At 68.1% G+C, this 26,071-nt stretch carries 18 protein-coding genes; 8 read left to right on the top strand and 10 right to left on the bottom strand.

The genetic code is table 11. The features are described from left to right. Positions 1 to 12: 12 nt before the first annotated feature. From AB7F11_RS06465 to AB7F11_RS06455, 3 genes are all read left to right on the top strand, one after another. Positions 13 to 1,047: a hypothetical protein gene (locus AB7F11_RS06465; protein ID WP_428290050.1), complete on the top strand. Its 1,035-nt coding sequence runs from the start codon at positions 13 to 15 to the stop codon at positions 1,045 to 1,047. Positions 1,048 to 1,054: 7 nt separating this feature from the next. After that, entirely contained in the window at positions 1,055 to 4,873 is a 3,819-nt protein-coding gene (locus AB7F11_RS06460) for a hypothetical protein (protein ID WP_428290051.1), read from the top strand. Between the two features lie 101 nt (positions 4,874 to 4,974). Then, positions 4,975 to 5,823, top strand: coding sequence for a ferritin-like domain-containing protein (locus AB7F11_RS06455; protein ID WP_428290052.1), 849 nt, complete (start codon positions 4,975 to 4,977; stop codon positions 5,821 to 5,823). On the opposite strand, the gene AB7F11_RS06450 is transcribed toward AB7F11_RS06455, so the two are convergent. Continuing rightward, a complete protein-coding gene (locus tag AB7F11_RS06450) occupies positions 5,798 to 6,418 on the bottom strand; it encodes a rhomboid family intramembrane serine protease (protein ID WP_428290053.1) in 621 nt (206 codons plus the stop codon). The two genes, AB7F11_RS06455 and AB7F11_RS06450, sit on opposite strands and share 26 nt — an antisense overlap. Next, on the bottom strand, positions 6,415 to 9,249 hold the full coding sequence (gene glnE / locus AB7F11_RS06445; protein ID WP_428290054.1) for a bifunctional [glutamate--ammonia ligase]-adenylyl-L-tyrosine phosphorylase/[glutamate--ammonia-ligase] adenylyltransferase: 2,835 nt from the start codon (positions 9,247 to 9,249) through the stop codon (positions 6,415 to 6,417). Before glnE ends, AB7F11_RS06450 begins: the two co-directional genes overlap by 4 nt. Positions 9,250 to 9,335: 86 nt before the next feature. Between glnE and AB7F11_RS06440 the strand changes: the two genes are divergently transcribed. From AB7F11_RS06440 to AB7F11_RS06425, 4 genes are all read left to right on the top strand, one after another. Beyond that, positions 9,336 to 13,433 carry a YhdP family protein gene (locus AB7F11_RS06440; protein ID WP_428290055.1) on the top strand — a complete coding sequence of 1,366 codons (4,098 nt, stop codon included), beginning with the start codon at positions 9,336 to 9,338 and terminating at the stop codon, positions 13,431 to 13,433. A 26-nt stretch (positions 13,434 to 13,459) separates the two neighbouring features. Next, positions 13,460 to 14,266 carry a carbon-nitrogen hydrolase family protein gene (locus AB7F11_RS06435; RefSeq protein ID WP_428290056.1) on the top strand — a complete coding sequence of 269 codons (807 nt, stop codon included), beginning with the start codon at positions 13,460 to 13,462 and terminating at the stop codon, positions 14,264 to 14,266. 11 nt (positions 14,267 to 14,277) lie between these two features. After that, positions 14,278 to 16,311 carry a two-component system sensor histidine kinase NtrB gene (locus AB7F11_RS06430; RefSeq protein WP_428299892.1) on the top strand — a complete coding sequence of 678 codons (2,034 nt, stop codon included), beginning with the start codon at positions 14,278 to 14,280 and terminating at the stop codon, positions 16,309 to 16,311. A 1,631-nt stretch (positions 16,312 to 17,942) separates the two neighbouring features. After that, the gene (locus AB7F11_RS06425) at positions 17,943 to 18,572 is read left to right on the top strand and encodes a response regulator transcription factor (RefSeq protein ID WP_428290057.1); all 630 of its coding nucleotides are present in this window, start codon (positions 17,943 to 17,945) and stop codon (positions 18,570 to 18,572) included. Here the strand turns inward: AB7F11_RS06425 and AB7F11_RS06420 are convergent. Then, positions 18,567 to 18,713: a hypothetical protein gene (locus AB7F11_RS06420; protein ID WP_428290058.1), complete on the bottom strand. Its 147-nt coding sequence runs from the start codon at positions 18,711 to 18,713 to the stop codon at positions 18,567 to 18,569. The two genes, AB7F11_RS06425 and AB7F11_RS06420, sit on opposite strands and share 6 nt — an antisense overlap. Between AB7F11_RS06420 and mltA the strand changes: the two genes are divergently transcribed. Further along, the gene (mltA, locus tag AB7F11_RS06415; protein ID WP_428290059.1) at positions 18,646 to 19,908 is read left to right on the top strand and encodes a murein transglycosylase A; all 1,263 of its coding nucleotides are present in this window, start codon (positions 18,646 to 18,648) and stop codon (positions 19,906 to 19,908) included. The two genes, AB7F11_RS06420 and mltA, sit on opposite strands and share 68 nt — an antisense overlap. A gap of 16 nt (positions 19,909 to 19,924) precedes the next feature. On the opposite strand, the gene AB7F11_RS06410 is transcribed toward mltA, so the two are convergent. The 7 genes from AB7F11_RS06410 to AB7F11_RS06380 all read right to left on the bottom strand — a co-directional run bounded on the left by AB7F11_RS06410 (position 19,925) and on the right by AB7F11_RS06380 (position 25,920). Then, positions 19,925 to 20,413 carry a hypothetical protein gene (locus AB7F11_RS06410; RefSeq protein WP_428290060.1) on the bottom strand — a complete coding sequence of 163 codons (489 nt, stop codon included), beginning with the start codon at positions 20,411 to 20,413 and terminating at the stop codon, positions 19,925 to 19,927. Between the two features lie 92 nt (positions 20,414 to 20,505). After that, positions 20,506 to 22,479, bottom strand: coding sequence for a hypothetical protein (locus AB7F11_RS06405; protein ID WP_428290061.1), 1,974 nt, complete (start codon positions 22,477 to 22,479; stop codon positions 20,506 to 20,508). Between the two features lie 5 nt (positions 22,480 to 22,484). Continuing rightward, entirely contained in the window at positions 22,485 to 23,246 is a 762-nt protein-coding gene (locus AB7F11_RS06400; protein ID WP_428299893.1) for a hypothetical protein, read from the bottom strand. A 70-nt stretch (positions 23,247 to 23,316) separates the two neighbouring features. Further along, positions 23,317 to 23,778: a hypothetical protein gene (locus AB7F11_RS06395; protein WP_428290866.1), complete on the bottom strand. Its 462-nt coding sequence runs from the start codon at positions 23,776 to 23,778 to the stop codon at positions 23,317 to 23,319. Continuing rightward, the gene (locus AB7F11_RS06390) at positions 23,775 to 24,431 is read right to left on the bottom strand and encodes a hypothetical protein (RefSeq protein ID WP_428290865.1); all 657 of its coding nucleotides are present in this window, start codon (positions 24,429 to 24,431) and stop codon (positions 23,775 to 23,777) included. The genes AB7F11_RS06395 and AB7F11_RS06390 overlap by 4 nt, the downstream gene beginning before the upstream one ends. Before the next feature lie 176 nt (positions 24,432 to 24,607). Beyond that, positions 24,608 to 25,207, bottom strand: a complete 600-nt coding sequence (locus tag AB7F11_RS06385; RefSeq protein ID WP_428290864.1) for a hypothetical protein — start codon at positions 25,205 to 25,207, stop codon at positions 24,608 to 24,610. Between the two features lie 209 nt (positions 25,208 to 25,416). Beyond that, positions 25,417 to 25,920, bottom strand: a complete 504-nt coding sequence (locus tag AB7F11_RS06380; RefSeq protein ID WP_428290863.1) for an Lrp/AsnC family transcriptional regulator — start codon at positions 25,918 to 25,920, stop codon at positions 25,417 to 25,419. Positions 25,921 to 26,071: the final 151 nt, after the last annotated feature.

The following is a 26,071-nucleotide window of genomic DNA, read 5'->3' as shown; positions in this document are numbered from 1 at the left end:
GGAGCACGCAAGATGGACAACTGGCTGACCACACCGCTCTACCTCGGTGCCCTGCGCACCGAGGAACGACCCGCCCTCGCGGCCAGCGCCGAACGCATGCCCGCCGCGCTGGCCGACTGGCTGGCGCGCCTGCGTCTGCTCTATGGCGTGCCTTTCAACTACCTCGTGCCCGACAGCCGCCTGCTGCCGCAGGAATCGGTGCGTTTCTTCTACATCGACCGCAACTTCACCGACCGCCTCGTTGACGGGGCGCTCAGCGTGGGCAAGACCACCACCCGCGAATACGCGCACGCTCAGGCCACGAATGGCAGCATGCGCGCCAAGGTCGACGACGAAGAGCGCGTACTGCGACCGAGGTTGCGCAAGACGCCGGGCATCGCGCGCATCGTGGCGCCGCAACCCGCCGACCTCACCGGCCTGCTGCTGCGCTCGCGCGCGGTCTCCGGCTGGCCCGGCCTGGAGGTCAAGGCCTGGCGCGACATCACCACCGCACGCCCGCAGGGGCGGCCGCTGCCGCTGTTGCGCATGGACCGGCTCGCGCCCGATGTGCTGCTGTGCATCTTCGAAGGCGTGCCCACGCGCGTGGACGTGGAGGAACCGCGCGAGGGCATTCAGTTTGGCGTGGACTTGCAGGACCGCAATGGCGACGGGCTGGTGGAGCCTTCGGCCGACACGCCCAGCGGCTTTCGCCTCAAGCTGCGCAAACTGCGCGGCGTCAGCACCGGCCAGACGGTGGCCGGCAACCGCACCGTGGCCGTGCCGGTGCGCAGATCGAACCGACGCGTGCTGCACATGCGCGCACTGCGCGACCTGCTGCAACAGCAACTCATCGCCAGCGGCGATCCCGACGCGAACCCCGGCACGCTCACCTCGGGCGAGCTGGCCTTGCAGATGTTCCAGTTTCCATTTCAGCAGCGCTTCGAGGGCAATGGTTCCGGCGCCTACACCGCGAGTTCGCAGTACATCGACGCGGTGTTGCAGGTGGCGGTGATCGCAGAGCCTTTGCGCTACGAGGAAGTGCAGGCCTTGTTCCCGCTGGCGCAGTGAGCACACCATGGCCCAACGTCTTTTTCAGACCGAACTTCTCGCCCGCAACCTCGCCATGGCGCACGGCATTGCGCCCGCCACCGCGCTCGACTGGGACGAAGGCGCCTGGCATGGTGCGCGTGTGCTCGTGCCCATCGTCGTCGAAGCCTTGCCGCTCTCCGCCTCTGCGGCCACCGCTGCGCAATGGGCCTCGGTGGCTGTGGACCCTCTGCAGGCCAGCGCTGCTCGGCCCGATCCCTTCGATACGAACACCGGTCGCCCGGCCGGCGTTCACCTGCACTGGGCCCTGCCCGATGGCCTGACGCGCGGGGAGCGCGGCAACGCATCACCCGATGCGCCACTGGCCGCGTCCGCCCAGAGCGCCACCGAACAAACCGACGTGCGCGACAGCTCGCGCACGCGCTTCGCCAGCGTGCCCGACCGCTGGCTGGTGGTGCGTGTGCAGGCCGGCGCCACGCAGACGTCGCCCCGGCGCGCCGCCGCCTGGGTGGTGGCTGGCGCGCTCGATCCCGCACGCCGCCGCGCCGTGCCGCTGGCCGAGTGGCGTGAAGACCGTGCCAACGCTGCACCGCCCGTCACCGCCATGGGCCCGGGCGATCCCACGTTCGCGGTCTACTACGACAACACGCAGAACCTGCTCGCCTTTCACGACCCGCTGAAAGAGGTGGCCTCCGGGCCGTTGACCTACCTGGTGTGTGGCTGGCATGCACGCCTGCAAGATGATCCGCTGTTTGCGCCCAGCACCGAACAGCAGTGGCTGGCGGTGCTCGAACGCCTGGGCTGGATGGTCGACGCCGATGTGATCCGCACGCTGCGCCGCCAGGCCCGGGCCGAACAACGCAAGAACATTCTCAAGAGCGCCGACGAGGACGACGAAGGCAAGTCGGGCGTGGACATCGGCGGCGAAAAGGAGAAGGTCTCGCTGGGCGCGGGCTTTGCGCGGCTGGTTCGCGACAGCGAGGCGCGCCGCTCCGGCGCAAAAACCATCTACGCACGGCAGAGCTGGTTCGAGCCCTACTGGCCGCGCCAGATGCTGTGCCATGGCGCGGTGTTCGACGTGGCCTGGGGCGGACGCGGCGGCGGCTTCGACCACCCTTCGGCCGGCGTGCCGCCCACCGGATCGGTAGGCCTGGCGGTGGGCCACACGGCCGCGCAGGCCCTGGCTGCGCTGTCCGCTCGCCAGTCGGGCGATGCCTCCCTGGCGCGCCTGCTCGACGCCTTCGCCACCGGCGCACTGTCCGACCTGTCGCAGCAAAGCGGCCTGGCGCAACTGGAAAACCACCTGCATGCCGAAGACTTCTCTTCACTCCCCGGTGGCTTCGTGGTCGATCAGATCGAACAGGGCGATCAGTTCGCTCCGGCCTCCGGCGCCGAAACACCGTCCGCGCCCCGGCACACCGCGCAGGTCGGTGACGGCGTGAACCGGGGTGAGAAGTACGAGGGGCGCGAGATCAAGGCTCAGCGCAGCTTCTTCAAGGCCGGTGCCACCTTGCAGGAACTGCAGGCCTCGATGTCGGGCAGTGCGAAGCGCGCGGCCGACGCCGCGCCGCAGGCCGCGCCCCGCCGCAGGGAGACCGTTCGCCGAGCCATGCCGCGCTGGTTCGAACCGCGCGATCCGGTGCTGTTGCTGAGCCAGGGTCGGCGTGCCTACAAGCACGGCGAAGATCGCATGATCGACGGCGTGCTCGGCTGCCGCATCAGCGGCCAGACGGTGCACCAGCTCAGCGTCAACCCCTGGGCCGAGTTCGACGGCGGCATCCGCAACGGCCCGCTGGTGGACGTGGTGGGCAGCGACCTGTGCACCGACGATCTGCGCAGTGGCCAGATTCCAGCCGAGTGCGGCGCGCTGTTTCACGAGACGCTGTTGCTTGACCCGACGGTGGTGACCGTCGGGCGCGACGTCGTCATCAAGCGCGCCGGACTGCAAGCCCAGCGCCTCAAGGCCCGTGTGCTCACGCCGGCGGCCGTCGGCAAGCGCATGCAGGTGGAGCAGTCCATGTGGCTGGCCGCCGCGCTCGACCCGCAGATCGACCTGCAGGCGCTCGCTGCCGTCTCCAGCCTCCAGGGCACCCTGCCCAAGCCGCTGGCCCTGCAGTTCTGGCGCCGGCCCTGGACACCGATTGAACTCGCGTGGGAAATTGCCTGGTATCCATCGCCTGGTGCCGAGCGCGACTGGGTGCTGCAACAGACCGACTTCGCCTTGCGCACCGGCGTGCCCACCGGCACCGAGGGCGCGCCCGCACTCACCTTGCGCGGGCGCAGCCTGCTCACGCCCTCGGTGGCACGCACGCTGGAACGCCAGCTCAAGCGCTTTCTTGACGACGAGGCCAGCGGCGCGCGCGACGAAGCCACCCCCGCCGAGGAGGCCGACCTCGCACGCATCATGCGCGACTTCGCCGGCCTGGACGTGCTCGGCGCTTCGCTCTCGGGTGTGCACGACGTGCTCATGGCGCGCCAGCCCGTGCCTGGTGTGGCCGGCACGCCCGCGCCCGACGACTGGCAGCCCGTGCCCGAGGCCACTGCGCTGTGGCTGCTGCGCGCCGGACACCTGCGCGTCTTGCGCGCGCGCGTGATCGACGCCTTTGGCCAGTTTCACGATCTCGCCGCCTCGGTGCTCAATGCGCCGGTGCGCGCCGAAGACCTGGCCAGCCGTGCCGGCCCCGCTTTCCTCGCCATGCCGCCCAGGGTGCAGGAGCCCGCACGCCTGATGTTCCGTTGGCTCGATGCGGCCGACGACGCGCGCGAGGCCACCAGGCTGCATTCGCCCGTGTGCGGCTGGCTCGTGCCCGATCACCTGGACGAAGCGGTGGAAATCTTCGATGCCGCCGGCCAGGCACGCGGCCAGCTCCAGCCCGCCGACGACGGCCGCACGCTCGAATGGCAGGGCGTGCCCGGCCAGCAGGATCCGCTGGGCGCGCCGCCCAGTCTGGCGCAGCCACAACTCGGCGGGCTGGTGCAAGGTCTGCTCGCGCACGGCCTGCGCGACCGCGAGCGCCTGGCCAGCGACGCCCCTCCCAGCGAAACCGCGCTCTCCGCGCTGCTGCGCATGATCGACGCCACGCTCTGGAGCACCGACCCCGTGGGTCGCGCCGGCAACGAACACCTCAGCCTGCTGGTGGGCCACCCGCTGGCGCTGGTGCGCGCCGAGCTGCGGCTGGAGGTGCAGTCCGACCCGCGGGCATCCGCGCTGCAAGGCCCGCTGTACGACGAGGCGCGCGCCGAACTCGAACGCACGCCGCTGCCCGTGCGCCTGGGCGAGGTGCTCGCGCTGGACGACGGCCTCATGGGCTACTTCGTCAACGACGACTACAGCCGCTTCCACCCGGTGCACGAGTCCCTTGCGCCCCAGGCCCGGCCCAGCGGGCCCGGCGAAGGCTACCTGGGCTCCATGGCCCTGCCGCCCGGCACCGACCCGCGCGCCATCGAGCACCCCTACATCGACCGCTCTCCGGTGGTCGAGATCCGCCCCGGCCAGCGCATCCGGCTCACGCTGGTGCTTGATCCGCGCGGTGCCGTGCACGCCACCTGCGGCTTCCTGCCCCGCAAGAAGATCGAGCTCCTGCGCGAACACGTGGCCCCCGCGCTCGAAGCCCTCGCGTTCACCTTTCGTGTGGGTCCGGTGCTGGTCGATCCCGACGCCGTGCGCATGCCTGTGCCCGCCGAAATCGCCGGCGGCTGGAGCTGGGTGCGCCGCATCAATGTGACCACCTGGCAGGAAGACCCCGTGGTCAAGGCCAGTCAGGACGCCCTGCTGCCCGACGCGCCCGCGATGCTCAGCGAGGGCTGGCTCAAGCTCAGCGGCTCACTGGCGAAGCCGCCGGAATGATTTCGAAGGGCTATCCCGCACCCATACCCCTGCGCAACACGATGATTTCTAAGAGGTTTTTTCCCTACCGCATAAAATGCGAGGAGTTTCGAAAGACCTGCATGCTCTATCCTGAACTCTTCAAACAACTCGAATCCGTGCGCTGGGACATGGACAAGGACATTCCCTGGGACCGGTTCGACGCCGCTTCGCTCACCGACGAGCAGGCCCAGACCATCAAGATGAACGCCATCACCGAGTGGGCCGCCCTGCCGGCCACCGAGATGTTCCTGCGCGACAACCGCGACGATTCCGACTTCTCTGCCTTCATGTCGATCTGGTTTTTCGAAGAGCAGAAACACTCGCTGGTGCTGATGGAATACCTGCGCCGCTTCCGACCCGAGCTCGTGCCCAGCGAACAGGAACTGCACGACATCCGCTTCGAGTTCGACCCAGCGCCGCCGCTCGAAACCCTGATGCTTCACTTCTGCGGCGAGATCCGCCTGAACCACTGGTACCGCCGCGCCAGCGAATGGCACACCGAGCCGGTGATCAAGCAGATTTACAGCACGCTCAGCCAGGACGAAGCCCGCCACGGTGGCGCCTACCTGCGCTACATGAAGCGCGCCATCGGCAAGTTCGGCGACGAGGCCCGCTCGGCCTTTGCCAAGGTGGGCGTGCTCATGGCCAGTGCGCGGCGCACCGCGCAGGCGCTGCACCCGACCAACCTGCACGTGAACAAGACGCTCTTCCCCAACGACACCATCCAGAGTCGCCTGCCCAACCCGGAATGGCTGGAACACTGGCTGGACACGCAGATCAATTTCGATGCGGTCTGGGAGACGCGCGTGGTCGAACGCATCCTGCACAACATGAGCCTGCTCATGGACCAGAGCTTCAAGACCGTTCAGGAGCTCAACCGCTTTCGCAAGTCGCTGGCGGTGGTCACGCCTGCGCCCCAGGCCACCTGAGCCTGCCCGCTGACCAGCCGGGCCACCACGCAATCAGCAGGCCCAGCAGCATCCCCCACACCACGCCGCCGAGGTGGGCGGCCTGGACCACCGACATGTCGTTGGCGCGGTCCCAGACCACCGGGTACGACCAGCCGCGCTCCAGCGCGGTTTTCGTGAGCACGCCCAGTGCCAGCAAGGCGCCCCAGCGCCGCGCCTTGCGGATCGGGATGCGCTTGAACATCAGTTGCACGGCCAGCACCATGGCCCCGGCGTGCAGCAGGCCGGAGAGGCCCACCGCGTAGCCGATCTGCGGCCACAGCAGCAAGGTGAATTGCGTCAGCGGCCACGCGGTGAGCCAGGCCATGGCGCAGCGCAGGCTGGGTCGCACCACCCACGCGAAGGCGGTGAGTGCGCCCAGGGCAAGCTGGTTGCCGATGAGGTGCGGGGTGTTCAGATGCACCCAGGCGCTGGTCCAGAGCGTCCAGGGCCGCTCGGCCCATTGATCGGCGCGCCAGGTGAGCACCTCCACCGCGTCGGGTTGTGCCCACCACAGCAGCATGCTGGCCACGCCATGCACACAGCACACCACGAGCCAGGCGCGCGAGGGGTTCATGCCGACGTGGCGCTGGTCTGCTGCTGGCGGCCCAGCACGTGATGCCACAGCGCGCGAACGGCGGCCGCGGCGGCTTCCACCCGCGCCGGCTCCACCTGCGTGGGCATTTCGTCCAGCCGCGCGCGGTGCTGGATCTGTCGCAGTTCGCGGTAGGCGTGCGCGGCGGCTTCACCCATGCCAGGTTCGAGCAGGCCGGCCTGCTCGGCCCGGCGCAGCAGGTTGATGTTGCCGGTGTTGGCGCGCAGCTCGGGGTGTGCGTGCGAGTGCAGCAGCACGAGGTACTGCACGGCGAATTCCACATCCACCATGCCACCGGGGCTGTGCTTCACATCGAACTGTTCGCCGCGCACCGGGTGGGCCTGGCGCACCTTCGCGCGCATCGCCACGATCTCGGACGCGAGTGACTGGGCATCGCGCGGCGCGGTGATCACCGATTCGCGAATCGCATCGAAACGGCCGGCCAGGGAAACACCACCCAAAACGAAGCGCGCACGCGTCATGGCCTGGTGTTCCCAGGTCCAGGCGGTGTTGCTGCCGCGCTGTTGCTGGTAGTTGGCGTAGGCGGTGAAGCTGGTCACCAGGAGGCCCGAATTGCCGTTGGGGCGCAGCGCGGTGTCGATCTCGAACAGGTCGCCCTCGCCAGTCTTCACGGTGAGCCAGTTGATCATCTTGCGCACGAAGGCGGCATAGATTTCGGAAGCGTTTTCATGCTCGTCCTCGTAGACGAACACGATGTCCAGGTCGCTGCCGTAGCCGAGCTCCTTGCCGCCGAGCTTGCCGTAGCCAATGATGGCGAAGCTGGGTTCCTCGCGATGGCGGTTCTTCAGGCGGGCCCAGCACCAGCGCGCCGTGGTGCGCAACACCGAATCCGCCAGGGCGGAGAGGTCGTCGGCAACCTGCTCGACGGTGAGCACCTTCTCCACGTCGCGCGCCAGCGTGCGGAACACCTCGGCGTGGTGCGCGCGGCGCAGCAGGTTGAGCAGGGCTTCCTCGTCGTCCTCGCCGGTGGATTGCAGCGCGGCGCGGCGGGCCTCCAGCTCGGCTTCGAACTGCGCGGCGTCGAAGCGGTCGGTCAGCAATTGCTGGCTCGCCAGCTCGTCGATGACGCCGGGGTGCTGGAGCAGATAGCGTGCCGGCCACTTGGCGGCTCCCAGCAGGCGCAGCAAGCGCTCGTGCACCGAGGGGCGTTCCTGCAAGAGCGCCAGGTAGCTCTCGCGGCGCAGCAGCGGCTCGATCCAGTCGGCCATGCGCAGGGCGGCCTCCTCGCTCACTCGGCCTTCGTCAAGCCAGGCGCCGGTGCGCTGCACCAGGCGCACCAGGCGCGTGCGCGTGTCCTCGCGCAAGGCCAGCACGCGCGGGTGGTCGCACCATTGGCTCACCTTGGCTGCAAAGGCTGGCGGCAGTTGCGCGAGCACGTTCTGCAAGTCGTCGGCCGCACTTCGGGCCATCGCGCCGTTTTTGCCGTTGCAACCTTTGCCATGGCAGCCGCCGTTGGTAGGGCCGCCCAGCAAGGTGTCGAACTCTTGTGCCACCAGCTCGCGGTGGGCATCGAGCGCATGCAGAAAGGCACACACGTCGGGAAAGTCGAGCGTGGCCGCCAGCCACGCCAGGTCGTCGTCCTGGGTGGGCATGACATGGGTCTGCTGGTCGTCCAGGTACTGGATGCGGTGCTCCACGCGGCGCAGGAACTGGTAGGCCTGCGCCATCGCTTCGGCCGTGGCCGGTGGCATCAGGCCGGCCCTGCACACGCGTTGCAATGCGTCCAGCGTGGGGCGCGTGCGCAGTTCGGGGAACTGGCCGCCGCGCACCACCTGCAGCAGTTGCACGGTGAACTCGATCTCGCGGATGCCGCCGCGCGAGAGCTTGACGTCGTTCGAGCGACCGGGGTTGCCGGCCGCGCGCTTGGCCGCATGGTCGCGGATCTGGCGGTGCAGGTTGCGCAGCGCGTCGAACACGCCGTAGTCGAGGTATCGGCGGAACACGAAGGGCAGCACGGTGCCCCGCAGCTGCTGGGCGCTGCCATCGCGCACGCTGGCCGCTGGTGCGATCACGCGGCTCTTGAGCCAGGCAAAGCGCTCCCATTCGCGGCCCTGCACCAGGAAGTACTCTTCCAGCGCGCCGAGCGAGACCGCGCTCGGGCCTGAGTTGCCGTTGGGCCGAAGCGCCAGGTCGACACGGAACACGTTGCCGTGCTCGGTGGTCTCGCCCACGGTGTTGTAGATGTGCTTGACCGCCTTGCCAAAGTACTCGTGGTTGCTGATGCGGTTGCGACCTTGCGCGTTGCCGGCGGTCTCGCCGTCCTGGTCGTACACGTAGATCAGGTCGATGTCGCTCGACACGTTGAGCTCGCGCGCACCGAGCTTGCCCATGCCGATCACCCACAGCTGGGCGCGTTTTGGCTTGCCATCGGTGCCCATGCGTTGCGGCGCGCCGTGCAGTTCGTCCAGATCGGCAAAGGCCAGCGTGCAGGCGGCGTCGAGCGCGAGTTCGGCCAGTTCGGTGACGGCGCGCGTGACCACCGTCAGTGGCACGCTCTGCTCGCAGTCCAGCACCACCAGCCGCTCCAGCACGAGCTGGCGCAGCACCCGCAGGGCCGCCGGCATGGCCAGGCCGCGCTCACGCAGGCTGGCCAGGCAGACCTGCATGCTGGCGTGCGCCGGCTCGCCCGGTGGCAGGCAACTCAGTTCATGGGGGTAGCGACGCCGGATGCGCTGGACGAAGCGCGAGCGATCGGCCTGGCGATCGGCGGGCGTCAGCGGTGGGCAGACGTTCACATTTGATGACAAACCGGAAACTCCCGCTGCGGAACCCGTGGAATGGCTGGCCGTCATAATTTGCGGTGGACATGAATCAAAGACCGGCTCCCATCGCTGCTGCCACGCGAACCCTCAAGACAATTTCGTTGGCAACCCGGCTCATGTTGTGGCTGGTCCTGGCGGGCTGGAGCCTGTTTGCGCTGACCTGGTTCGGTCTGCACGCGTGGATTGTGCCCCGAATCGGCGAATGGCGCCCCGACCTGGAAAGGTGGGCCAGCTCGGCGGTGGGGGTTCCCGTGCGGGTGGGTGACATCCGGGCCGACGGCAGTGACCAGAGCCGTTCATGGCTGCCGGCCCTCATGCCTTCCTTCGAGTTGCGCGACGTGAGGCTATTCGACGGCGAAGGCCGCGTGGCCCTGCAGTTGCCGCTGATCCGCACGTCGGTGTCGGCGCGCTCGCTCTGGCGCGGCGGGTTCGAGCAGATCGTGATCGAAGGCCCGGTGCTCGACGTGCGGCGCACCGCCCAGGGCCGCATCGAGGTCGCCGGTCTTGACCTGGCGGGACCAGGTGAGGGCAACAACCGCGCCGCCGACTGGTTCTTCTCCCAGAGCGAGTTTTTCATACAGGGTGGCACGCTGCGCTGGACCGACGACTTTCGTGGCCAGCCGGCGCTGGCGCTGGAAGATCTCGACCTTCTGTTTCGCAACACCGCGCGCACCCACCAGTTCCGCATCGACGCGACACCGCCGCCAGCCTGGGGCGAGCGCCTGAGCCTGCGTGGGCGTCTGCGCGAACCCCTGCTCGATCTCAAGCGTGCGGGATCGGACCAGAAAGACCCCTGGCACCGCTGGAGCGGTGAGGTGTTTGCCGATTTCACCCGTGTGGATGTGGAGCGCCTGCGTGGCTACGTGGACCTTTCGGACTGGGGTGTGGACGTGCGCTCGGGCCGAGGCGCGCTGCGCGCCTGGGCCGACGTGGCCGATGGCGAGCTGGTCGGCGCCACGGCCGACCTGACGCTGCAAGCGGTGCACGCGCAGCTGGGTCCGCAATTGCCGGTGCTGGCCATCGACGAACTGCAAGGCCGCCTGGCGGCGACCTGGTCCGGCGAAGGCTACGAGTTGTCCACCCAGAACCTCGCGTTTCGCACACCCGAGGGGGTGAACTGGCCGGCGGCCAGCCTGCGCCTGGCGCACACGGTGGCGCGCGAGAAAAGCGGCGCCAGCTTCGAACTCAATGCGCAGCGCTTCGACCTGGCCGCGCTCGCTGCCATTGCCAGCCGCCTGCCCCTGCCTGCGCCCAGCCATGCATGGCTTGAACAATTGCGCCCGGCCGGCCAGGTCAACGGCCTGAACGCGCGCTGGCAGGGACGAGCCGGTGCGGCGCCCGCGGCCGACGGCGGCCAGGACTGGGCGCTGGGCAGCTACCAGGCCAGCGGGCGGGTGGTGGGCCTGGCGCTGTCGGGCCAGTCCAGTGGGCGCATGTCGGCCTCCGGGCGCTATCCGCTGCCCGGGCGGCCCGGCATCAGCGGCGCCACGTTGGACTTTGACCTCAGCAACCTGGGTGGTCGCGCGCGCATCAGCGTCCGCGACGGCGCGCTCGAACTGCCCGACGTGTTCGAGGAAGCCCGCCTGTCGCTGGATCGCCTCGAAGCCGAAGCGAGCTGGCGCATTCAGGGCGAGCGCATCGAGGCGCGGCTCGACAACGTCCAGCTCAGCAACGCCGACGCCGAGGGCACCGGGCAGGCCAGCTGGCGCACCGGCGATGGGCCCGGCCAGCGCTTCCCCGGTGTGCTCGACCTGACCGCCACGCTCACCCGCGCCGAGGCCACCCGCGTGCACCGCTACCTGCCCTTGACGGTGCAGGCCGATGCGCGGCGCTATGTGCGCGAGGCCGTGCTCGGCGGTGCGTCGAACCGGGTCGATTTCCGCGTGCGCGGCGAGGTGGCCGAGGTGCCGTTCGAGGACCCGGGCGACCAGGGCGAGTTCCGCATCTCCGCCCGGCTTCAGGACGTCGACATGGACTACGTGCCACCGTTCCTGCAGGCGGCCGGCGACGCCGCCTGGCCCGGCCTGCGCAACGTGGCGGGCGATCTGGTGCTCGACCGCAACACCTTCAAGGTGACCGTGACCGAGGCCGGGGTGGCCGGCGCGCCCGGCGTGCGCCTGAGCCAGGGCGAGGTCGGCATCGCCTCGCTCAAGGGCGACTCGGTGCTGACGGTGGCCGCGCGTGGGCAGGGGCCCGCCCACGAAATGCTGGGTTTCGTGCAGCGCTCACCCGTCAACGCCATGACCAGCCAGGCGCTGGCGCGCGCGCGCATCGGTGGTGCCGCTCAGCTGGGGTTCGGGCTCAAGCTGCCGCTGCACGACGCCCGTGCCACCGAGATCAGTGGGACCGTGCAGTTCGAGGGCAACGACATGCAGGTCACGCCCGAATCGCCGCTGCTCGGCCGCGCCAGTGGCACGCTGGCGTTCACCGACAAAGGCTTCACCGTGCGCTCGGCGCAGGCCCGCCTGCTGGGCGGCGACGTGCGCTTTGAAGGCGGCATGCGGCCCGACGCCGAGGGCGTGCCCCGCGTGCAGTTCCGGGGACAGGGCGAAGTCCGTGCCGAGGGCCTGCGCGACGCCGGGCTGGGCTTGGTCTCGCGCCTGTTCCAGAACGCCAGCGGCAGCAGCAGCTACACCTTGCAGCTCGGCTTCAAGGGCGGCCAGCCCGAAGTGCAGGTGGCCAGCAGCTTGCAGGGCATGGCGCTGAACCTGCCCGCGCCCCTGGGCAAAACGGCCGAAGCCAGCTTGCCGCTGCGCTACGAAAACACGGTGCTCGACATGGCCGGCGACAACGCGCGCACCGATCAGCTGGTGGTCCAGCTCGGCACGGCGCTCGCCCCCGTGCTTGCGGTGCAGTTCGAGCGCGACGTGAGCGGCAGCGAACCCCGTGTGCTGCGTGGCGGCATTGCGGTGGGTTTGAGCGCTGAAGAGGCGCCGTTGCCCAGCGAAGGCGTGAGCGCCAACGTGCAACTTGAACGGATCGACGTCGACGCCTGGGAGCGGGTCTTGCATGCAGCCACCGGCGGGGAGGGGCGCACCAGAACGCCGGCCGCTCCCCGCGTTGACGCCAGCCTGAGCTACATGCCCACCATCCTGGCCGTGCGCGCCAACCGGCTCACAGTGGACGGTCGCCACTTCAACCGTGTGGTGGTGGGCGGTTCGCGCGAGGGCAGCCAGTGGCGTGCCAACATCGACGCCGATGAACTCAACGGCTATGTCGAGGTGCGCCAGTTGCCCAGCGGTTCGATCGGCAGCATCTACGCGCGTCTGGCCCGCCTCACGCTTGCGCCGTCGGTGGCCAGCGACGTCGAACAATTGCTCACCCAGCCCACCAGCGTGCCGGCACTGGATATCGCGGTGGACGACTTCGCCATGGCGGGTCGTCGCCTGGGCAGCGTGGAGATCGACGCCGTCAACCGGGGCGGGCCTGCCCGTGCAGCCGAATGGCGCCTGAACAAGCTGCGCGTCGGCGTGCCCGAGGCGCGCCTGAATGCCACCGGCAACTGGGCTGCACTGGGTGGCGAGGGGGGCACGTCCGCACCGCGCCGCACCGCGCTCACGTTCACGCTGGACGTGGACGACTCCGGTGAACTGCTCAAGCGCTTCGGGCGCGAGGGCGCCGTGCGCGGGGGCAAAGGGCGCATCGAAGGCAGCATCGGCTGGATCGGCTCGCCGCTGGCGATCGACTACCCCAGCCTCTCAGGCCAGTTGCGCGCCGACTTCGAGCGCGGCCAGTTCCTGAAGGTGGAACCCGGTGCCGGGCGCTTGCTGGGCGTGCTCAGCCTGCAGGCCCTGCCGCGCCGGCTCGCGCTGGATTTCCGCGACATGTTCTCCGAAGGATTCGCATTCGACTTCGTGCGTGGCGACGCCCGCATCGAACAGGGCGTGCTGTTCACCAACAACCTGCAGATGAAAGGCGTGAACGCGGCGGTGCTGATGGAAGGCAGCGCAGACATTGCGCGCGAACAGCAGGACCTGAAAGTGGTGGTGGTGCCCGAGATCAACGCTGGCACCGCCTCGCTGATTGCCACCGCCATCAACCCCGCCATCGGCCTGGGTACTTTTCTCGCCCAGTTCCTGCTGCGCCAGCCGCTGCAAAGCGCCACCACCCAGCAGTTCCACATCACCGGTGGCTGGGCCGACCCGCACGTGGAGCGCATCGAGCGGCCCGCGCCCGCGCCCGCCCGCGACCCCGCGAGAAGCCCGCTGCAGTAAGCTCTCATTCCACCGAAAGGAACCGCATGAAAGTCGCTTCGATCCAGATGGTCTCGGGCATCAGCCTGGATGCCAACCTCAGCGAAGCCCTGCGCCTGCTGCGCCAGGCGGCCGGTGCGGGCGCCGAACTCGCCGTGCTGCCGGAGTACTTCTGCTTCATGGGCGTGAAGGACGAGGACAAGCTGCTGCTGGCCGAAACACCTGGCCTGGGCAAAGTGCAGGACTTCCTCTCCGACGCCGCGCGCGACCTCAAGATGTGGATCGTGGGCGGCACGCTGCCCATGGCCACCGAAGATCCCGCGCACGCGGCCAATGCCAGCCTGGCCTACAACCCGCGCGGCGAATGCGCCAGCCGCTACGACAAGATCCATCTGTTCCGCTACGACAACGGCCGCGAACATTACGACGAAGCCGCCGTGCTGCGCGCCGGCGAGACCCCCACCGTGTTCGAATGCCGCGACCGCAGCGGACAGGACTGGCGCATTGGCCAGTCGGTGTGCTACGACCTGCGCTTTGGCGAGCTCTACCGCATGCTCGCTGCGGACATCCTGCTGGTGCCATCGGCGTTCACGCACACCACCGGCCAGGCGCACTGGGAAGTGCTGCTGCGTGCCCGCGCCATCGAGAACCAGGCCTACGTGATCGCCAGCGCACAAGGCGGCGTGCATGAGAACGGCCGCCGAACCTGGGGCCACAGCATGGTCATCAACCCCTGGGGCGAGGTGATGGCCATGCACGCCGAAGGCCCAGGCCTGGTGCTGGCCGACCTCGACATCGAACGCCTTCGCAGCGTGCGCGAACAACTGCCCTCGCTGCAGCACCGCCGCCTCTGACCGTGCCCATCATGCGGCCATCGCGCTGGCGCCAGGCCCTGCGTTCGCGCCGCTGGCTGCTCTGGGGCGCGTTGCTGTTGCTGGTGCTGGCGCTGCTGGTGGTGCTGGTGTTCCTCGCCACCGAATACGAAGAAGGCCGCGACCAGACCGCGCTGGAACAGGAAGCCGCCACGCTGGTGAGCGACATCCGCAGCGGCCTGGTGCGCAACGTGCAGACCCTGCAGTCGCTGCACAGCGTGGCGCCCACGGTGGACAGCTGGCACGCCCCGGCGGCCGAACTGCTGGCGCGGCACCGAGAAATGGCGCGCGTCGAATGGCGTGGCCGCAACCTGCGCCTCATTGCTCACCGCGACACGCCCTACCTGGCCGACCTCTACGGCATGTTGCGCCGCGCCAGCCTGCCCGCCGAAGTCAGCCTGGCCTGCGAGAACGCGCGCCGCATCTCCGGTCCGTCGTATTCCAGCAGCTACTTCTGGCCCATGCTCGGTGGCCAGGGGCTTGAACTCATGGAAATGTGCCTGCCGGTCTCGCGTGCGGCCGAACCCGATGGCTACCTGATCGTCACTTACTCGCTGCCTGGCATCCTGGCCGAACTGACCAACCAGGCATCGCTGCGCGGACGTGGCCTGGCCTTCAATGAAGCCGACGGCACGCGCCTCGCGCTGCACAGCATGGTGCCCGGCCCGCGGCGCACGCTGACCGCACGCACCGTGCTCGACATGCCCGGGCACACGCTGATCCTGCAGTTGCAGGCACCGCGCCGAGCCGGCGGCCTGTTTCCCAATGTGCTCACCGCCGTGGTGGGCGCGCTCTCGCTCGCGTTGCTGGTCGTGCTGTTCCTGCTTGGGCGCGACATCCGGCTGCGCCAGCGCGCCGAGCTCGACGTGGCCGAAGCACTGGCCTTTCGCAAGGCCATGGAGGACTCGCTCGTCACCGGCCTGCGCGCGCGCGGCATGGACGGCCGCATCACCTACGTCAACCCCGCGTTCTGCCAGATGGTCGGCCTGCCCGCCGAACAACTCATCGGCACCGGCCCGCCCGCGCCCTGGTGGCCGCCCGAGCTGGCCGACGAATACCAGCAACGCCAGGCCGTGCGGCTGGCGGGGCGCATCTTGCCGCGCGAGGGCTACGAGTCGGTGTTCCAGCGCAGCGATGGCACACGTTTCCCCGTGCTCATCATCGAAGCCCCGCTGATCGACGCCCAGGGCAACCAGACCGGATTCATGAGTGCCATCCTCGACCTGACCGAACAGCGGCGCGTGGAAGAGCTCAACCGCACCTCGCATGAGCGCCTGCAAGCCACGGCCCGCCTGGCGACCGTGGGCGAGATGGCCTCGCTGCTCAGCCACGAGCTCAACCAGCCGCTGGCCGCCATCTCCAGCTACGCCAGCGGCACGCTGAACCTGCTGGAGCAACCCAGTGGCCCGCTGCCCCAGGCCGATCTGCTCCAGGCCATGCAACGCATTGGTGAACAGGCTGAGCGCGCCGGCCGAGTCATCAAGAGCGTGGCCGACTTCGTGCGCCGCCGCGAGCAGGTGCGTGAAGCCGTCACCCCTCAAAGCCTGATCGACGCCATCCAGCCCCTGCTGGCCCTGCAGGCCAAGAAGCAAGGCATCCGGTTGCAGATCGAAGTAGCGCCCGGCTGCCCTGCCGTGCTGTGCGACCGCACCATGGTCGAACAGGTGCTGCTCAACCTCGCCCGCAACGGCATGCAGGCCATGCCATTTGACGAGCCACCCCTCTCGTCGGGCCTGCGCGTGCTGCGCCTGGCGGTGGGCCAGACCCGCGCCCACGCCGGCCTGGCCCCCGGTGGCGAACCGCGCAAGAGCTGGGTCAACTTCGCCGTGACGGACCATGGCCAGGGCCTGAGCAGCGAAGTGCAGGAAAAGCTCTTTACTCCGTTCTTCACGACACGGGCCGAGGGCATGGGGTTGGGCCTGAGCCTGTGCCGCACGGTGATCGAGCAGCACGGCGGGGCGCTGACCCATGAAGATGCGGAGCCAAGGGGGACGGTGTTCCGGTTCACGTTGCCTGCGGCGGGGTGAACCGCGTGGTGTAACCCGACCCAGTACAGGGTCGTGGGCGGATGGCGCAGGTGGTGCAGGGGGGTATTTGCCTTCGCGCAGTTGCGCTGGGACACAGGTCTCTCGTTTGAGCGGGGCGCCCAGTTCAACTCAGAGTGTGTCTGGCTGGCGGCCCATTCTCGCCAGAGTCAATCTGGTGACGATCCACCGTCGCCCTGTTCCCGCGCTGGCGACCGCCAGCGCCTCTGGCCCCAATTGTTCTGCCTCAGCCTGGGTGGTTTGCAGGGGTATTTGGTGGCCACATTCCGCCAATTGGTGACTTCAATCTTCACCATCCAGGCCGGGTGCGTGATGATGCGCGCTCATTGAATCCTGAGGACCCAGGGAGGCAGTCAGCCAGCGCACATCTGGTGCCCTCAGTGCCTCCTCAGGCACGACAACACGGCCCGTCCAGAAAGTGGAATCACACCACGCTGACAGGCCGCAGACACGGGGGACGGTTTCTTGACATTCTGTGGCCATGGATTTTTGCGTGATGCTGTAGTGGGGCTCCGTGCGTTCTTTCGCCCCCCTCGCGATCATGCTTTTTCGATACCGCCCAGCTTGAGTTCTGTGGATGGCACCCGTGGTGGGTTGCCAATGATGTTGGTTTGGGAGATCAATGAATGCCAGACGATAAAACACCCTTTGTGAATCCAGAGTCGGTGCAGGCCACGAATCTCCAGCCGGATGCACCCGGTTCGGTTCCAGGGTTTCCACCTGCCGTAGATGCCATGTTTGGGCCCGAACTGGAATCGGTCGACCTGGCGGGCTCATCGACGAGCGTGGATTCGTCGCAGTCTGAGGAGGCCCCGACGCATGCCCCGCCGTTGGCGCGGCGGCCACCCACGCCGGTTCCGCCCAGGGGAGTTGGGGCAGGGCGACAGGGCCGCGCTGAAAACGAACGCGGTGTGCAGTCGCACTTCCCTCCTGTTCTGGACGGAAGCTCGTCACTGCAGGCTCGTTGGTTGGCTGCGCAGTCAGCAGCGCCAGCCCAGCTCGTCCCACCTGATAGCCCCGATTGGCGTGAGCAGCTCTCGGCCGCTCCTCGGCCGGCTCGCCCTGCTGGCGCAAGGCCCGCCAGACCAGGCGGCTTGGACAGCGGCGCCGGGGTACCTGCGGACTCGCCACTGTCTTTGCCCTCATTGCCGCGAAGGTCTGGTGGCCGTGCAGCCCATGTGGCGCCAGGCGCAGATGCCACAAGCCCGCCCTCACCGTCGGCGGCAACTGGGGCACGGACCCGTGGAGGCCTTTCGGGCCCGGCTTGAACGGTTTTGTTCGCCGGCGCAGCTTCAACGCTTCGGGGTTCGCAGGAAGACGCGGTGCAGCGGGTGAGTGGCTCGGGGAGCTGGAGCAGCATGGGCACGCAGAGCTGGCAGGGGCTTCGACAGGCTCAGCCCGAACGGAGGGGGCTCAGCCCGAACGGAGGAGGGCTCGGCCCAAACGGAGGGGGCTCGGCCCAAACGGAGGGGGCTTGGCCCGAACGGAGGAGGGCTCGGCCCAAACGGAGGGGGCTCGGCCCGACCGGAAGGGGCTTGGCCCGAACGGAGGGGGGCTCGGCGCCAAAGGGTGCGCGGGGGGTGCCAGCGCGCTGTCCACTTATCATCCGCCCCATGACCCAGCACCCGGACGCCAAGATCTACCTCGTCGATGACGACGTGGGCGTGCGAGAGGCGCTGGCCTGGTTGCTGCGCACGCGGCGGTTGCTGAGCGAGGGTTACGACAGTGCCGAGGCTTTTGTGGAGTCAGCTTCCGTCTGGCGCGAAGCACCGAGCGCGCCCTGCTGCGTGATGCTGGACGTGCGCATGCCCGGCATGAGCGGACTGGCGCTGTTCGAGCGCTTTCTTGCCCTGCCCTGGCAGGCGTGTGCGCCGGTGATCTTTCTCTCGGGTCATGCCGATGTGCCCACGGCGGTGGACGCGGTGAAGCGCGGTGCTTTCGATTTCTGCGAGAAGCCGTTTTCCGACAACGCGCTGGTGGACCGGGTGGAGCAGGCGCTGGACCGGTCGGCGCAGGTGCTGGCGCAGCGGCGAGCGCAGACCGAGCTTCAGCAGCGGCTGGTGAGCCTGACCGAGCGGGAGCGTGATGTGATGGACCTGGTGATTGCCGGCCTGCCCAACAAGCTGGTGGCGGACCAGCTCAACATCAGCGTGCGCACGGTGGAGGTGCACCGCTCGCGCGTGTTCGACAAGATGGGCGTGAAGTCCGCGGTCGAGCTCGCCAACGTGCTGCGCCCGTCATGAAGACGGTGGCTTCTTCTTTTGCTTTTCCTGTTCCGCCGCATCGGGCAGCTCGCCCTTCTTGCGGCCGGAGAACATGGTCCACCACACGATGAACACCAGCAGCACCAGCGCGCCCAGCGCTTCAAGCAACAACAAGATCATGAATCGGTTTCCGCAATGGCTCGGCCTTGGGGCCGGAAGGTGGGTGGCACGACTGGGCCTGGGTGCGCTCATTGTAGGAAGCCTGGTTTCTTGCGCGGTGGGTGTGCGGCCAGATGCCCAGCCGGCGCCGCCGGTGCAGGCGCCGACGCCCGGCGTGGTCACAGCGCCGGACGACAGCACCCTGCCCGCGCCGATCCAGCGTGCCAGGAGCCGCTGGACGCCGGTGCGCTGGAGCGAGCTGCCCGGCTGGGGGCAGGACAGCCTGCACGAGGTCTGGAACGCCTGGGTGCGCGGTTGCGAGCGGCCCGCGCCAGGCCAGGCCGCACTCTGCCGCGAGGTGCGCCAGCTCTCCATTGCCACCCCCGCAGAGCAGCAGGCCTGGGTGATGCGCCGCTTTCTGCCCTACCGCGTGAGTGAAGCCGACGGCAGCGAGCCGCAGGGTCTGCTCACCGGCTACTACGAACCCATCATGAACGCCAGCCGCGTGCGCACCGAGCAGCACCGCACGCCACTGTATGGCCCACCGCCGGCATTGCCTGCGGGGCAGCCGTGGTACAGCCGCCAGGAAATCGACACCCTGCCCGCTGCCCAGGCCGCGTTGCAGGGCCGCGCCCTGGCCTGGCTGGCCGATCCCATCGACGCGCTGATCCTGCAGATCCAGGGTTCGGGGCGCCTCAACCTGGTGGAGAGCAATGGCCAGATGCTCCAGGTGCGGGTGGCCTATGCCGCCCACAACGGCCACCCCTACCAGAGCGTGGGGCGCTGGCTGCTGGACCAGCGTGCCATTCGCGAGGCTTCGTGGGACGCCATCAAGACCTGGGCCGCGCAGAACCCGCGCCGCCTCAATGAAATGCTGTGGAGCAACCCCCGCACAGTGTTCTTCAGGGAAGAGGCCCTGAGCGATCTGGATGCGCGCTTCGGCCCGCGCGGCGCGCAGGGCGTGCCACTCACGCCGGGGCGCTCCATCGCGGTTGATCCGCAGAGCATTCCCTACGGCACCCCGGTGTGGCTGGCCACCCAGGGTGCCACGCTGAACCAGCAGAAACTGGTGATGGCTCAGGACACGGGCGGCGCCATCGTGGGTGCCGTGCGCGCCGACCTGTTCACCGGCTGGGGCAGCTGGAACGACGAGGCCTATACCGTGGCGGCGGCGCTCAAGCAGCCGCTGCAGATGTGGGTGCTGTGGCCACGCTGACGTGGCCCGATATCGCTCACAGGGCCGTGATATCGGTCTGCACCGGCCAGGCCATGGCACCCTGACTGTTGCCGGTGGCTGCGTTGAACTCGTGCTGCAACAGCAACGTGTAGCGGCCTGGCCGCATCGAGCACATCCGGTAGCCATCGGCCACGGGTGTGAGTGCCATGCCTCGGCTTTGCACCGGTTGCAGGCGCCATGCCTCCACCTCGGGCGCATTCATGCGCAAGGTCACGCAGAAGCCGCGCTTCATGTTGGAGACCACCACCAGCCGTTGTTCCGCACTCCAGTCGCCGCTGGCCTCGGCGGCCAGTTGCACGGGGTGGCTGTTCTCCAGCACCTGCATGACCGGCGGAATGATGATGCGGAAGTCCAGCGCCGCGCTGGCCGGGCGGGCCTGGCCGCCCAGGGCGCTTTCGCTCATGCCGGCGGCGGGCGTCAACAGCAGACCCGCAGCCAGCAAGGCGGCTGGCAGGCGGGTCGGGCGGGGCATGAACTTGGTCATGACCCACTATCGTCCCCCGATCCGCCAACTTGAGGGGTTTTTCCCTCGCTGTTCTGACGATCGAATCGAACAGGACCCGCGCCGCGGGGCGCCTACTCGCTGCGCTGCACGGGAATGGTCAGGGTGACGCTTTCGCGGATGCGCACGTCCACCTTGACCTGTCCCTGGTCCACCACCGTCCAGGGCAGCGGCAGGGTGTCGTTGCGCACGCTCAGGGTTCGCGGGCCGCTCGCGACGAACGGGAATTCAAAGCGGCCCTGGCTGTCGGTTCGCACGGCGTAGCGGTTGTCCAGGTAGACCGTGACCCCCGGGGCGCCGGTCTCGCTGGCTTCCTGCGTGCCGCTGCGGTTGGCGTCGAAATACACCGTGCCTTCGATGCGACCGCCACCGTCTGATGGCCTGCCGCCCAGGGGCACGTTGCGGGTGCCGGCTTCCATCTCGTAGCGCAACACGGCGTAGAAGGAGCGGTCGGAGGCCGGGACGATCACAGGCAGAAAGGGTGCGAGCGGATCCAGCGACTGGTTGAAACGACTGCGTCCCGTGGAGCGGTTGTAGCTGGCCTCGATGCTCCAGCGCTGGTCGATGCGCCAGTCGGCACCCAGGTTGAGGCTGTGCCGGGACTGCCCCAGGTTGCTCCGCTCGGTATTGAAGTTGCCGCGCAGCCCGGCCCGGCTCGACAGCGGCATGGACAGGCTCATCGCCGCGCTCCACAGGGATTCCCTGGGCTGGCCGTTTTGAGCGTCGTTGACGCCCACTCCCAGGCTGGTGGCAAAAGACCAGCTCTGTTGCGTTGGCCAGTCCTGGTCCCAGGTGAGCCGGGTGGAGCCGGTTTCGCCGTCGCCCTGGGTGAACTCCAGGCGCAGGCCGCTGGTGCCCCAGCCGTTCTGGAAGCGCCAGTCGCCGTAAGTGCTCCAGGCATTGCCATTGAATTGCCGCACGGTGGCGCCAGCGCCCACCGAATGGTCCCGATTCAGCCTCCAGCGCCCCGAACCGGTGGCGAAAAAACCGCTGGCATTGCGTCCGCTGACCGAATCGAGCCAGTCGATCGAGCCATCGGCCGACCATTGGCGCGTGCGCCAGTTCGAGCGCACGTAGGCGCCCACGATGTCGCTGGCCAGCGGCAATTGTGCCCAGCTCAGGTCGGGGTCGAGCCGGTACGCGCCCACACCGTGTTTGCGCGGGCCGTCGTCCCACTCGCCGTCGATCCAGAAGCCACTGCGTCCACCATTGACGTTGCTGGCCTGGGTGTTCACCACCTGGCCTTGAATGCGGTGTTCGGCGCCTTCGTGGCGCACCGCGACCAGAGTGGAATTTGCGTCCACATAGTCGCTTGCCTGCGTGGGCGCCACCAGGTTGGACACGCCGCGCGCGTCCTCGTGCTGCAACGCCACCGTCCAGCCCTGACTGGACAATGGATTGCTGTCGTCGGCGTTGAGGCGCCACTGCGCGCCCAGCGAGGTGCGCTGGCCAGGCAGTTTGCGAAAACCGCTGGAGGGCAGGAAGTCCAGTTGCCCGGGTTCACCCGTGCTGGCCAGCAGTTGCACACCCCTGGCGGGGTTCTCCCATTCGGCACTCAGGCCCTGCACGATGGCAGAGGGCACGAAGATGCGCGTTGGCAGCCGGGTGATGCCCGGCGCGGCCGGGTTGATCACGCCGATTTCGTGGTTGGCCACCCAGCCCCCGGCCAACGGCATCGCGCGCTGGCGCAGCGTGATCGAACCGCTGCTGTCGTGCGGTGCGTAGCCGCCGTCGATCGAGAGCGTGCCGTGGTTGGGCGTTTCCAGCAGGCCGTAGATGCCGTAGCCGATGCGCAGGCGGTGCGAGGGGTCGAAGGGCTGGGAGCCCAGGCGACTCTCCAGCCGCAGAAAGCGGGGCCACCCCTGGCGGTCGTACTCGGGTGTCTCGTCTTCCAGCGGCGCGGGCGGCAGATTTTCGATCACGCGGTCCACATAGCCCGTGCCGCTGGCGGGTGGAGTGGCGGTGGCTGCGGGTGCTTGCGTCCACCCCCAAAGCGGGACGGATGCACCCAGGAAGGCCAGAAGGCAGCGGGCGGACAGTGTCGCCACACCCCTCATGGAGTGAAGCTCGCGTCCAGCGGCAGGCGGTTCTTGCCCCATTCCAGTTGGCCCTTGATCACCAGCGGGAAGCGCACGTCGGGCGCAGGCTTGCCGTCCTGCTCGACGGGGGTGATGGCGACGGCGCGTGTCTCGCCGGGCAGGATCGGCAGGTCGGCAGGCGCCATCTCCAGCCGTGCGCCGCTGGCATCGGTGCCATTGACGAAGCCTTCCACGCGACCATGGGCGTTGCCGGTGTTGCGCACGTCGATGACGGCCGTGGGCTTGCCGTTGATGGTGGTCACGCGGGTCCGCATGATTTCCAGTTGGGGCTGGGCATCCCCGATGGAGGCATAGACGATCACGCCGATGCGGCCACCCACCGGGAAATTGAGCTGGCCCTCGACGCGCGCGGGATCCAGTCCTTCGATCATGAGCGCGAACCGGCATTCGCGCGTTGGCGTGCCGGGCGGTGGCGTGATCTCGAACCGGTATCGGTAGCGGCCGCCCGATTCGATGGTCAGCTCGCGCCGCTCCACCGCCACCCAGGGGCGGCAACTGTCGGGGGCGAGGTCGTCGCTGAATGCCACCGAGTTGTCGGGGAGGTACGTCCAGTCGTTGGTGTAGATGCGGTAGTTGCCCTTCTCCCTGCCCACGTGCTGGATCTCGACCACCTGCCGCAAGCTCTGGCCGGGCGACACTTGCACTTCGAATCGCGGCGGCGTGATGTAGGCGGCAAAACCCTGTGCCCATGCACCGGCGGGGAGGAGGGCCATCATGCAGGCCGTTGCCAAGCCCGACAGCGCGGGACGGACGAATGTCTTCAGAAGTGCGATCAGCATGGCGGACTCAGTCGGCATCCAGTTCGAAATGGAAGTTCAGGCGCCTGCGGTTTGACTGCCAGTCGGCGTTCGAGCGCAGCCGCACGTGCATCTGGTCTTCCAGCGTGGTACCGGAGATCGTGCCGGCAAAGACCAGAGCGCGTTCGCCCGACACCAGGCGCCCGGGCTGCAGGCGGCCCTGGGTGGTCCAGGTGGCCTCGACGTTCGAGGTCTGGTCGCGCGCCAGCACCATGTAAATTCGCCCGCTGCGTCCCACCCATTCGCGGGTGTCGATGCGGATGTTGACGCGAAGCCACGCTTCCATGCCACCTGCATAGGGCTGGCCCGAGCGGATTGGCAGCCACTGCATCTGCACGTTGGGCGGCACGGTGTGGCTCAGCGAGTCGTCCAGCCGGTGGGGGTTGGCCCAGGCAGAGCCGGCCACAAGCCCGCACAACAGCGCGATGGTGAGCTGACGACGCGGTGTCATGGACTGCTCAGGGTGTAGGTCACCGTGCCATCGTAAGTGCCCGCTGCACGCACCGCGCTGTTGGCGAAGCTGTAGGTGTGACAGTTTTCAATGTAGGTGTTGCTCGGCACCGTGGCCAGCGTCTGGACACTGCCGTTGAACGTGCCGGCGGGGATGATGTTGGGGACGCCACTGCCCGGCGCGGAAACGGTCCAGCTGATCTGGGAGAACGGGATGGTGTCGCCCGCCGTGCTGGTGAGGTTGGTTGGCGAAGAGACAGTGAGCGTGGCGTTGGACGCGCCGCCATTGCGCCTGAACCCTGCGCCCACCATGACCTGGCTGGCGGGTGTGGGGCAGGTGTTGTTGCCGTCGCCGTAAAGGCTGATGGATTGCGTGCTGTCGCTGGTCATGGCCAGGGGCGTGCCGTTGCCGACCTGCGCGGCCGGCACCGACACCTGCACCAGGTTGACAATACCGCTCGTGCCGACCGAGCCATTGAGGGTGCCACTGGAGCCACTCACAGCCCCGTTGCCCACGTGCAGAAACAGGCGCCGGCTACCCGAATTGACATCCAGCGACCAGGCATGGGCTGCAGCCATTTCCGCAATACAGAGCAAGGCCAGGCAGGCTTGCGCTGCGTGGCGAGCGGTGCCGGAGCTGATCGGGCGCTTCATGGTGTCATTGGGGCCGTGGCTCAACGAAAAACTTCTGGTCGCCGTGGCACGCGATGCCTTGGGCAAGACCCAGAAGTGGGGACGGAGGGGACGCTCGGCGCCATCCCCTCCGTGAACATCCCGTACAGACGGCCCGGTAGGCGCCGTCTGTCATCGCAGGCCCTGCGCGACAAAGCTCAGGGCATGGTGGCGGTGTAGGTCACGCGGCCGTTGGTGGCCGGGGTGCCGCCGTAGGTGCCGGGCGCCACGATGGCCGAGTTGGCGTAGCTGTAGGTCCAGTTGGCCGAGCGGTCGGTGATCTTGGTGCCGGAGGAAATCGTCACGTTGCTGCCGGCGCCGGTTCCCGTGTTCGGAATGGCGGGGCTGGGCAGCGCGGCCAGGCTGCTGGTGGCCGAGATCTCGGACCAGGGAATCGTGTCCGTGCCGCTGGCCAGTGCACCGGTGGTGGCGGCTGTGAGAACGATCTGGCCATTGTTGCCAATCACACGCACCGGCACCACGGCGCCGGTGACCACGGCAGCGGGTGCGCCGGTACCCACGGAGGCAGGGTTGGTCGTGTAGTCGAACGTGACCGTGTCGATGGTGCCGTTGGTGGCGAGGCCGGCGGCGCCGGTGCCCACGCCCAGGAACAGCACCCGGGGAACGATGACGCGGAAGTCCAGGCGTGCGACAGCGTTGCCCGCGCCCGTGACCAGTTGCGATTCGGCCGAAGCCAGCAGGGGGGTGGCCATGGCCAGCGCCAGGGCGGACTTGATCAGCAGCGAGGAGGTTTTCACGTCGGTTCCTTCAAAAAGTGGTGCGGAAGGTGGACTGAGCACTTTCCGGTACCCGCTCCACAATGGTTGACGACGGTGATGTTACGGAATGATGCGTTCACCTGCAAGCGAGTGCTCTGGAAAAATGTCACACATTTCAAGCACTTGCGGCATCTTTGTTAATCAACGGTTAAAAACCTGGGATCGGCGGTGCAAAAATATGCTCAAGTTCACGCCGGCTTTGCCGACTTGGTACTTCTGATTAACAAGTGCGACAACGGAAGTGCGCTGCCTGACTTCACCTCGCCCAGGGAAAAGCTGGTGTGAAGGTCCTTCACGTTGGGCAGGTTGAGCAGCACCTCGCGGGCGAACTGGCTGAAGTGGTTCAGGTCGCGGCTGACAACCTGCAATTCAAAGGTGCCAGAGCCGCTGATGTAGTGGCACGACACCACCTCGGGGATGCCCCGGATCGCGTTCTCCATGGTGCGCGTCACATCGCCGCTGTTGCGGTCGGCGTCCAGCCGCACGAAGGCCAGCACGCCCAGGCCGATCTTTTCGCGGTCGATCTCCGCCCGGTAACCCCGGATGTACCCCGCTTCTTCCAGGGCACGCACCCGGCGCCAGCAGGGCGCGGCCGACAGGCCCACGCGCTGGGCCAGTTCGGCGTTGGTCAGGCGGCCATCGGCTTGCAGTTCTTGCAGGATGGCGATGTCAAACTTGTCGAGTGTTTCCATAGTATGGCAATTCTAGAAAGATTCTTTCTGGATGTTCGGGAAATCGAGCATCAAAAGCAAACACCTGTCAACGTCGCGGGCATACACTGTGCGCCACACTGGGGGCGGACATCTACCCGATGCCCGCCCTTTCCCACGACCTGAATCGACG

It is taken from the genome of Hydrogenophaga sp. (assembly GCF_050250835.1).
Lineage (GTDB): Bacteria > Pseudomonadota > Gammaproteobacteria > Burkholderiales > Burkholderiaceae_C > Hydrogenophaga.
The sequence above is the reverse complement of the archived record's forward strand: the minus strand, read 5'-3'. Positions and strand labels throughout refer to the sequence as shown.

Excerpts from the sequence above, each read along its gene's own strand:
- AB7F11_RS06465 (WP_428290050.1), top strand. The coding sequence starts at position 13 with ATGGACAACTGGCTGACCACACCGCTCTACCTCGGTGCCCTGCGCACC.
- AB7F11_RS06460 (WP_428290051.1), top strand. The coding sequence starts at position 1,055 with ATGGCCCAACGTCTTTTTCAGACCGAACTTCTCGCCCGCAACCTCGCC.
- AB7F11_RS06455 (WP_428290052.1), top strand. The coding sequence starts at position 4,975 with ATGCTCTATCCTGAACTCTTCAAACAACTCGAATCCGTGCGCTGGGAC.
- AB7F11_RS06450 (WP_428290053.1), bottom strand. The coding sequence starts at position 6,418 with ATGAACCCCTCGCGCGCCTGGCTCGTGGTGTGCTGTGTGCATGGCGTG.
- glnE (WP_428290054.1), bottom strand. The coding sequence starts at position 9,249 with ATGACGGCCAGCCATTCCACGGGTTCCGCAGCGGGAGTTTCCGGTTTG.
- AB7F11_RS06440 (WP_428290055.1), top strand. The coding sequence starts at position 9,336 with ATGTTGTGGCTGGTCCTGGCGGGCTGGAGCCTGTTTGCGCTGACCTGG.
- AB7F11_RS06435 (WP_428290056.1), top strand. The coding sequence starts at position 13,460 with ATGAAAGTCGCTTCGATCCAGATGGTCTCGGGCATCAGCCTGGATGCC.
- AB7F11_RS06430 (WP_428299892.1), top strand. The coding sequence starts at position 14,278 with ATGCGGCCATCGCGCTGGCGCCAGGCCCTGCGTTCGCGCCGCTGGCTG.
- AB7F11_RS06425 (WP_428290057.1), top strand. The coding sequence starts at position 17,943 with ATGACCCAGCACCCGGACGCCAAGATCTACCTCGTCGATGACGACGTG.
- mltA (WP_428290059.1), top strand. The coding sequence starts at position 18,646 with ATGGTCCACCACACGATGAACACCAGCAGCACCAGCGCGCCCAGCGCT.
- AB7F11_RS06420 (WP_428290058.1), bottom strand. The coding sequence starts at position 18,713 with ATGATCTTGTTGTTGCTTGAAGCGCTGGGCGCGCTGGTGCTGCTGGTG.
- AB7F11_RS06410 (WP_428290060.1), bottom strand. The coding sequence starts at position 20,413 with ATGACCAAGTTCATGCCCCGCCCGACCCGCCTGCCAGCCGCCTTGCTG.
- AB7F11_RS06400 (WP_428299893.1), bottom strand. The coding sequence starts at position 23,246 with ATGATGGCCCTCCTCCCCGCCGGTGCATGGGCACAGGGTTTTGCCGCC.
- AB7F11_RS06395 (WP_428290866.1), bottom strand. The coding sequence starts at position 23,778 with ATGACACCGCGTCGTCAGCTCACCATCGCGCTGTTGTGCGGGCTTGTG.
- AB7F11_RS06390 (WP_428290865.1), bottom strand. The coding sequence starts at position 24,431 with ATGAAGCGCCCGATCAGCTCCGGCACCGCTCGCCACGCAGCGCAAGCC.
- AB7F11_RS06380 (WP_428290863.1), bottom strand. The coding sequence starts at position 25,920 with ATGGAAACACTCGACAAGTTTGACATCGCCATCCTGCAAGAACTGCAA.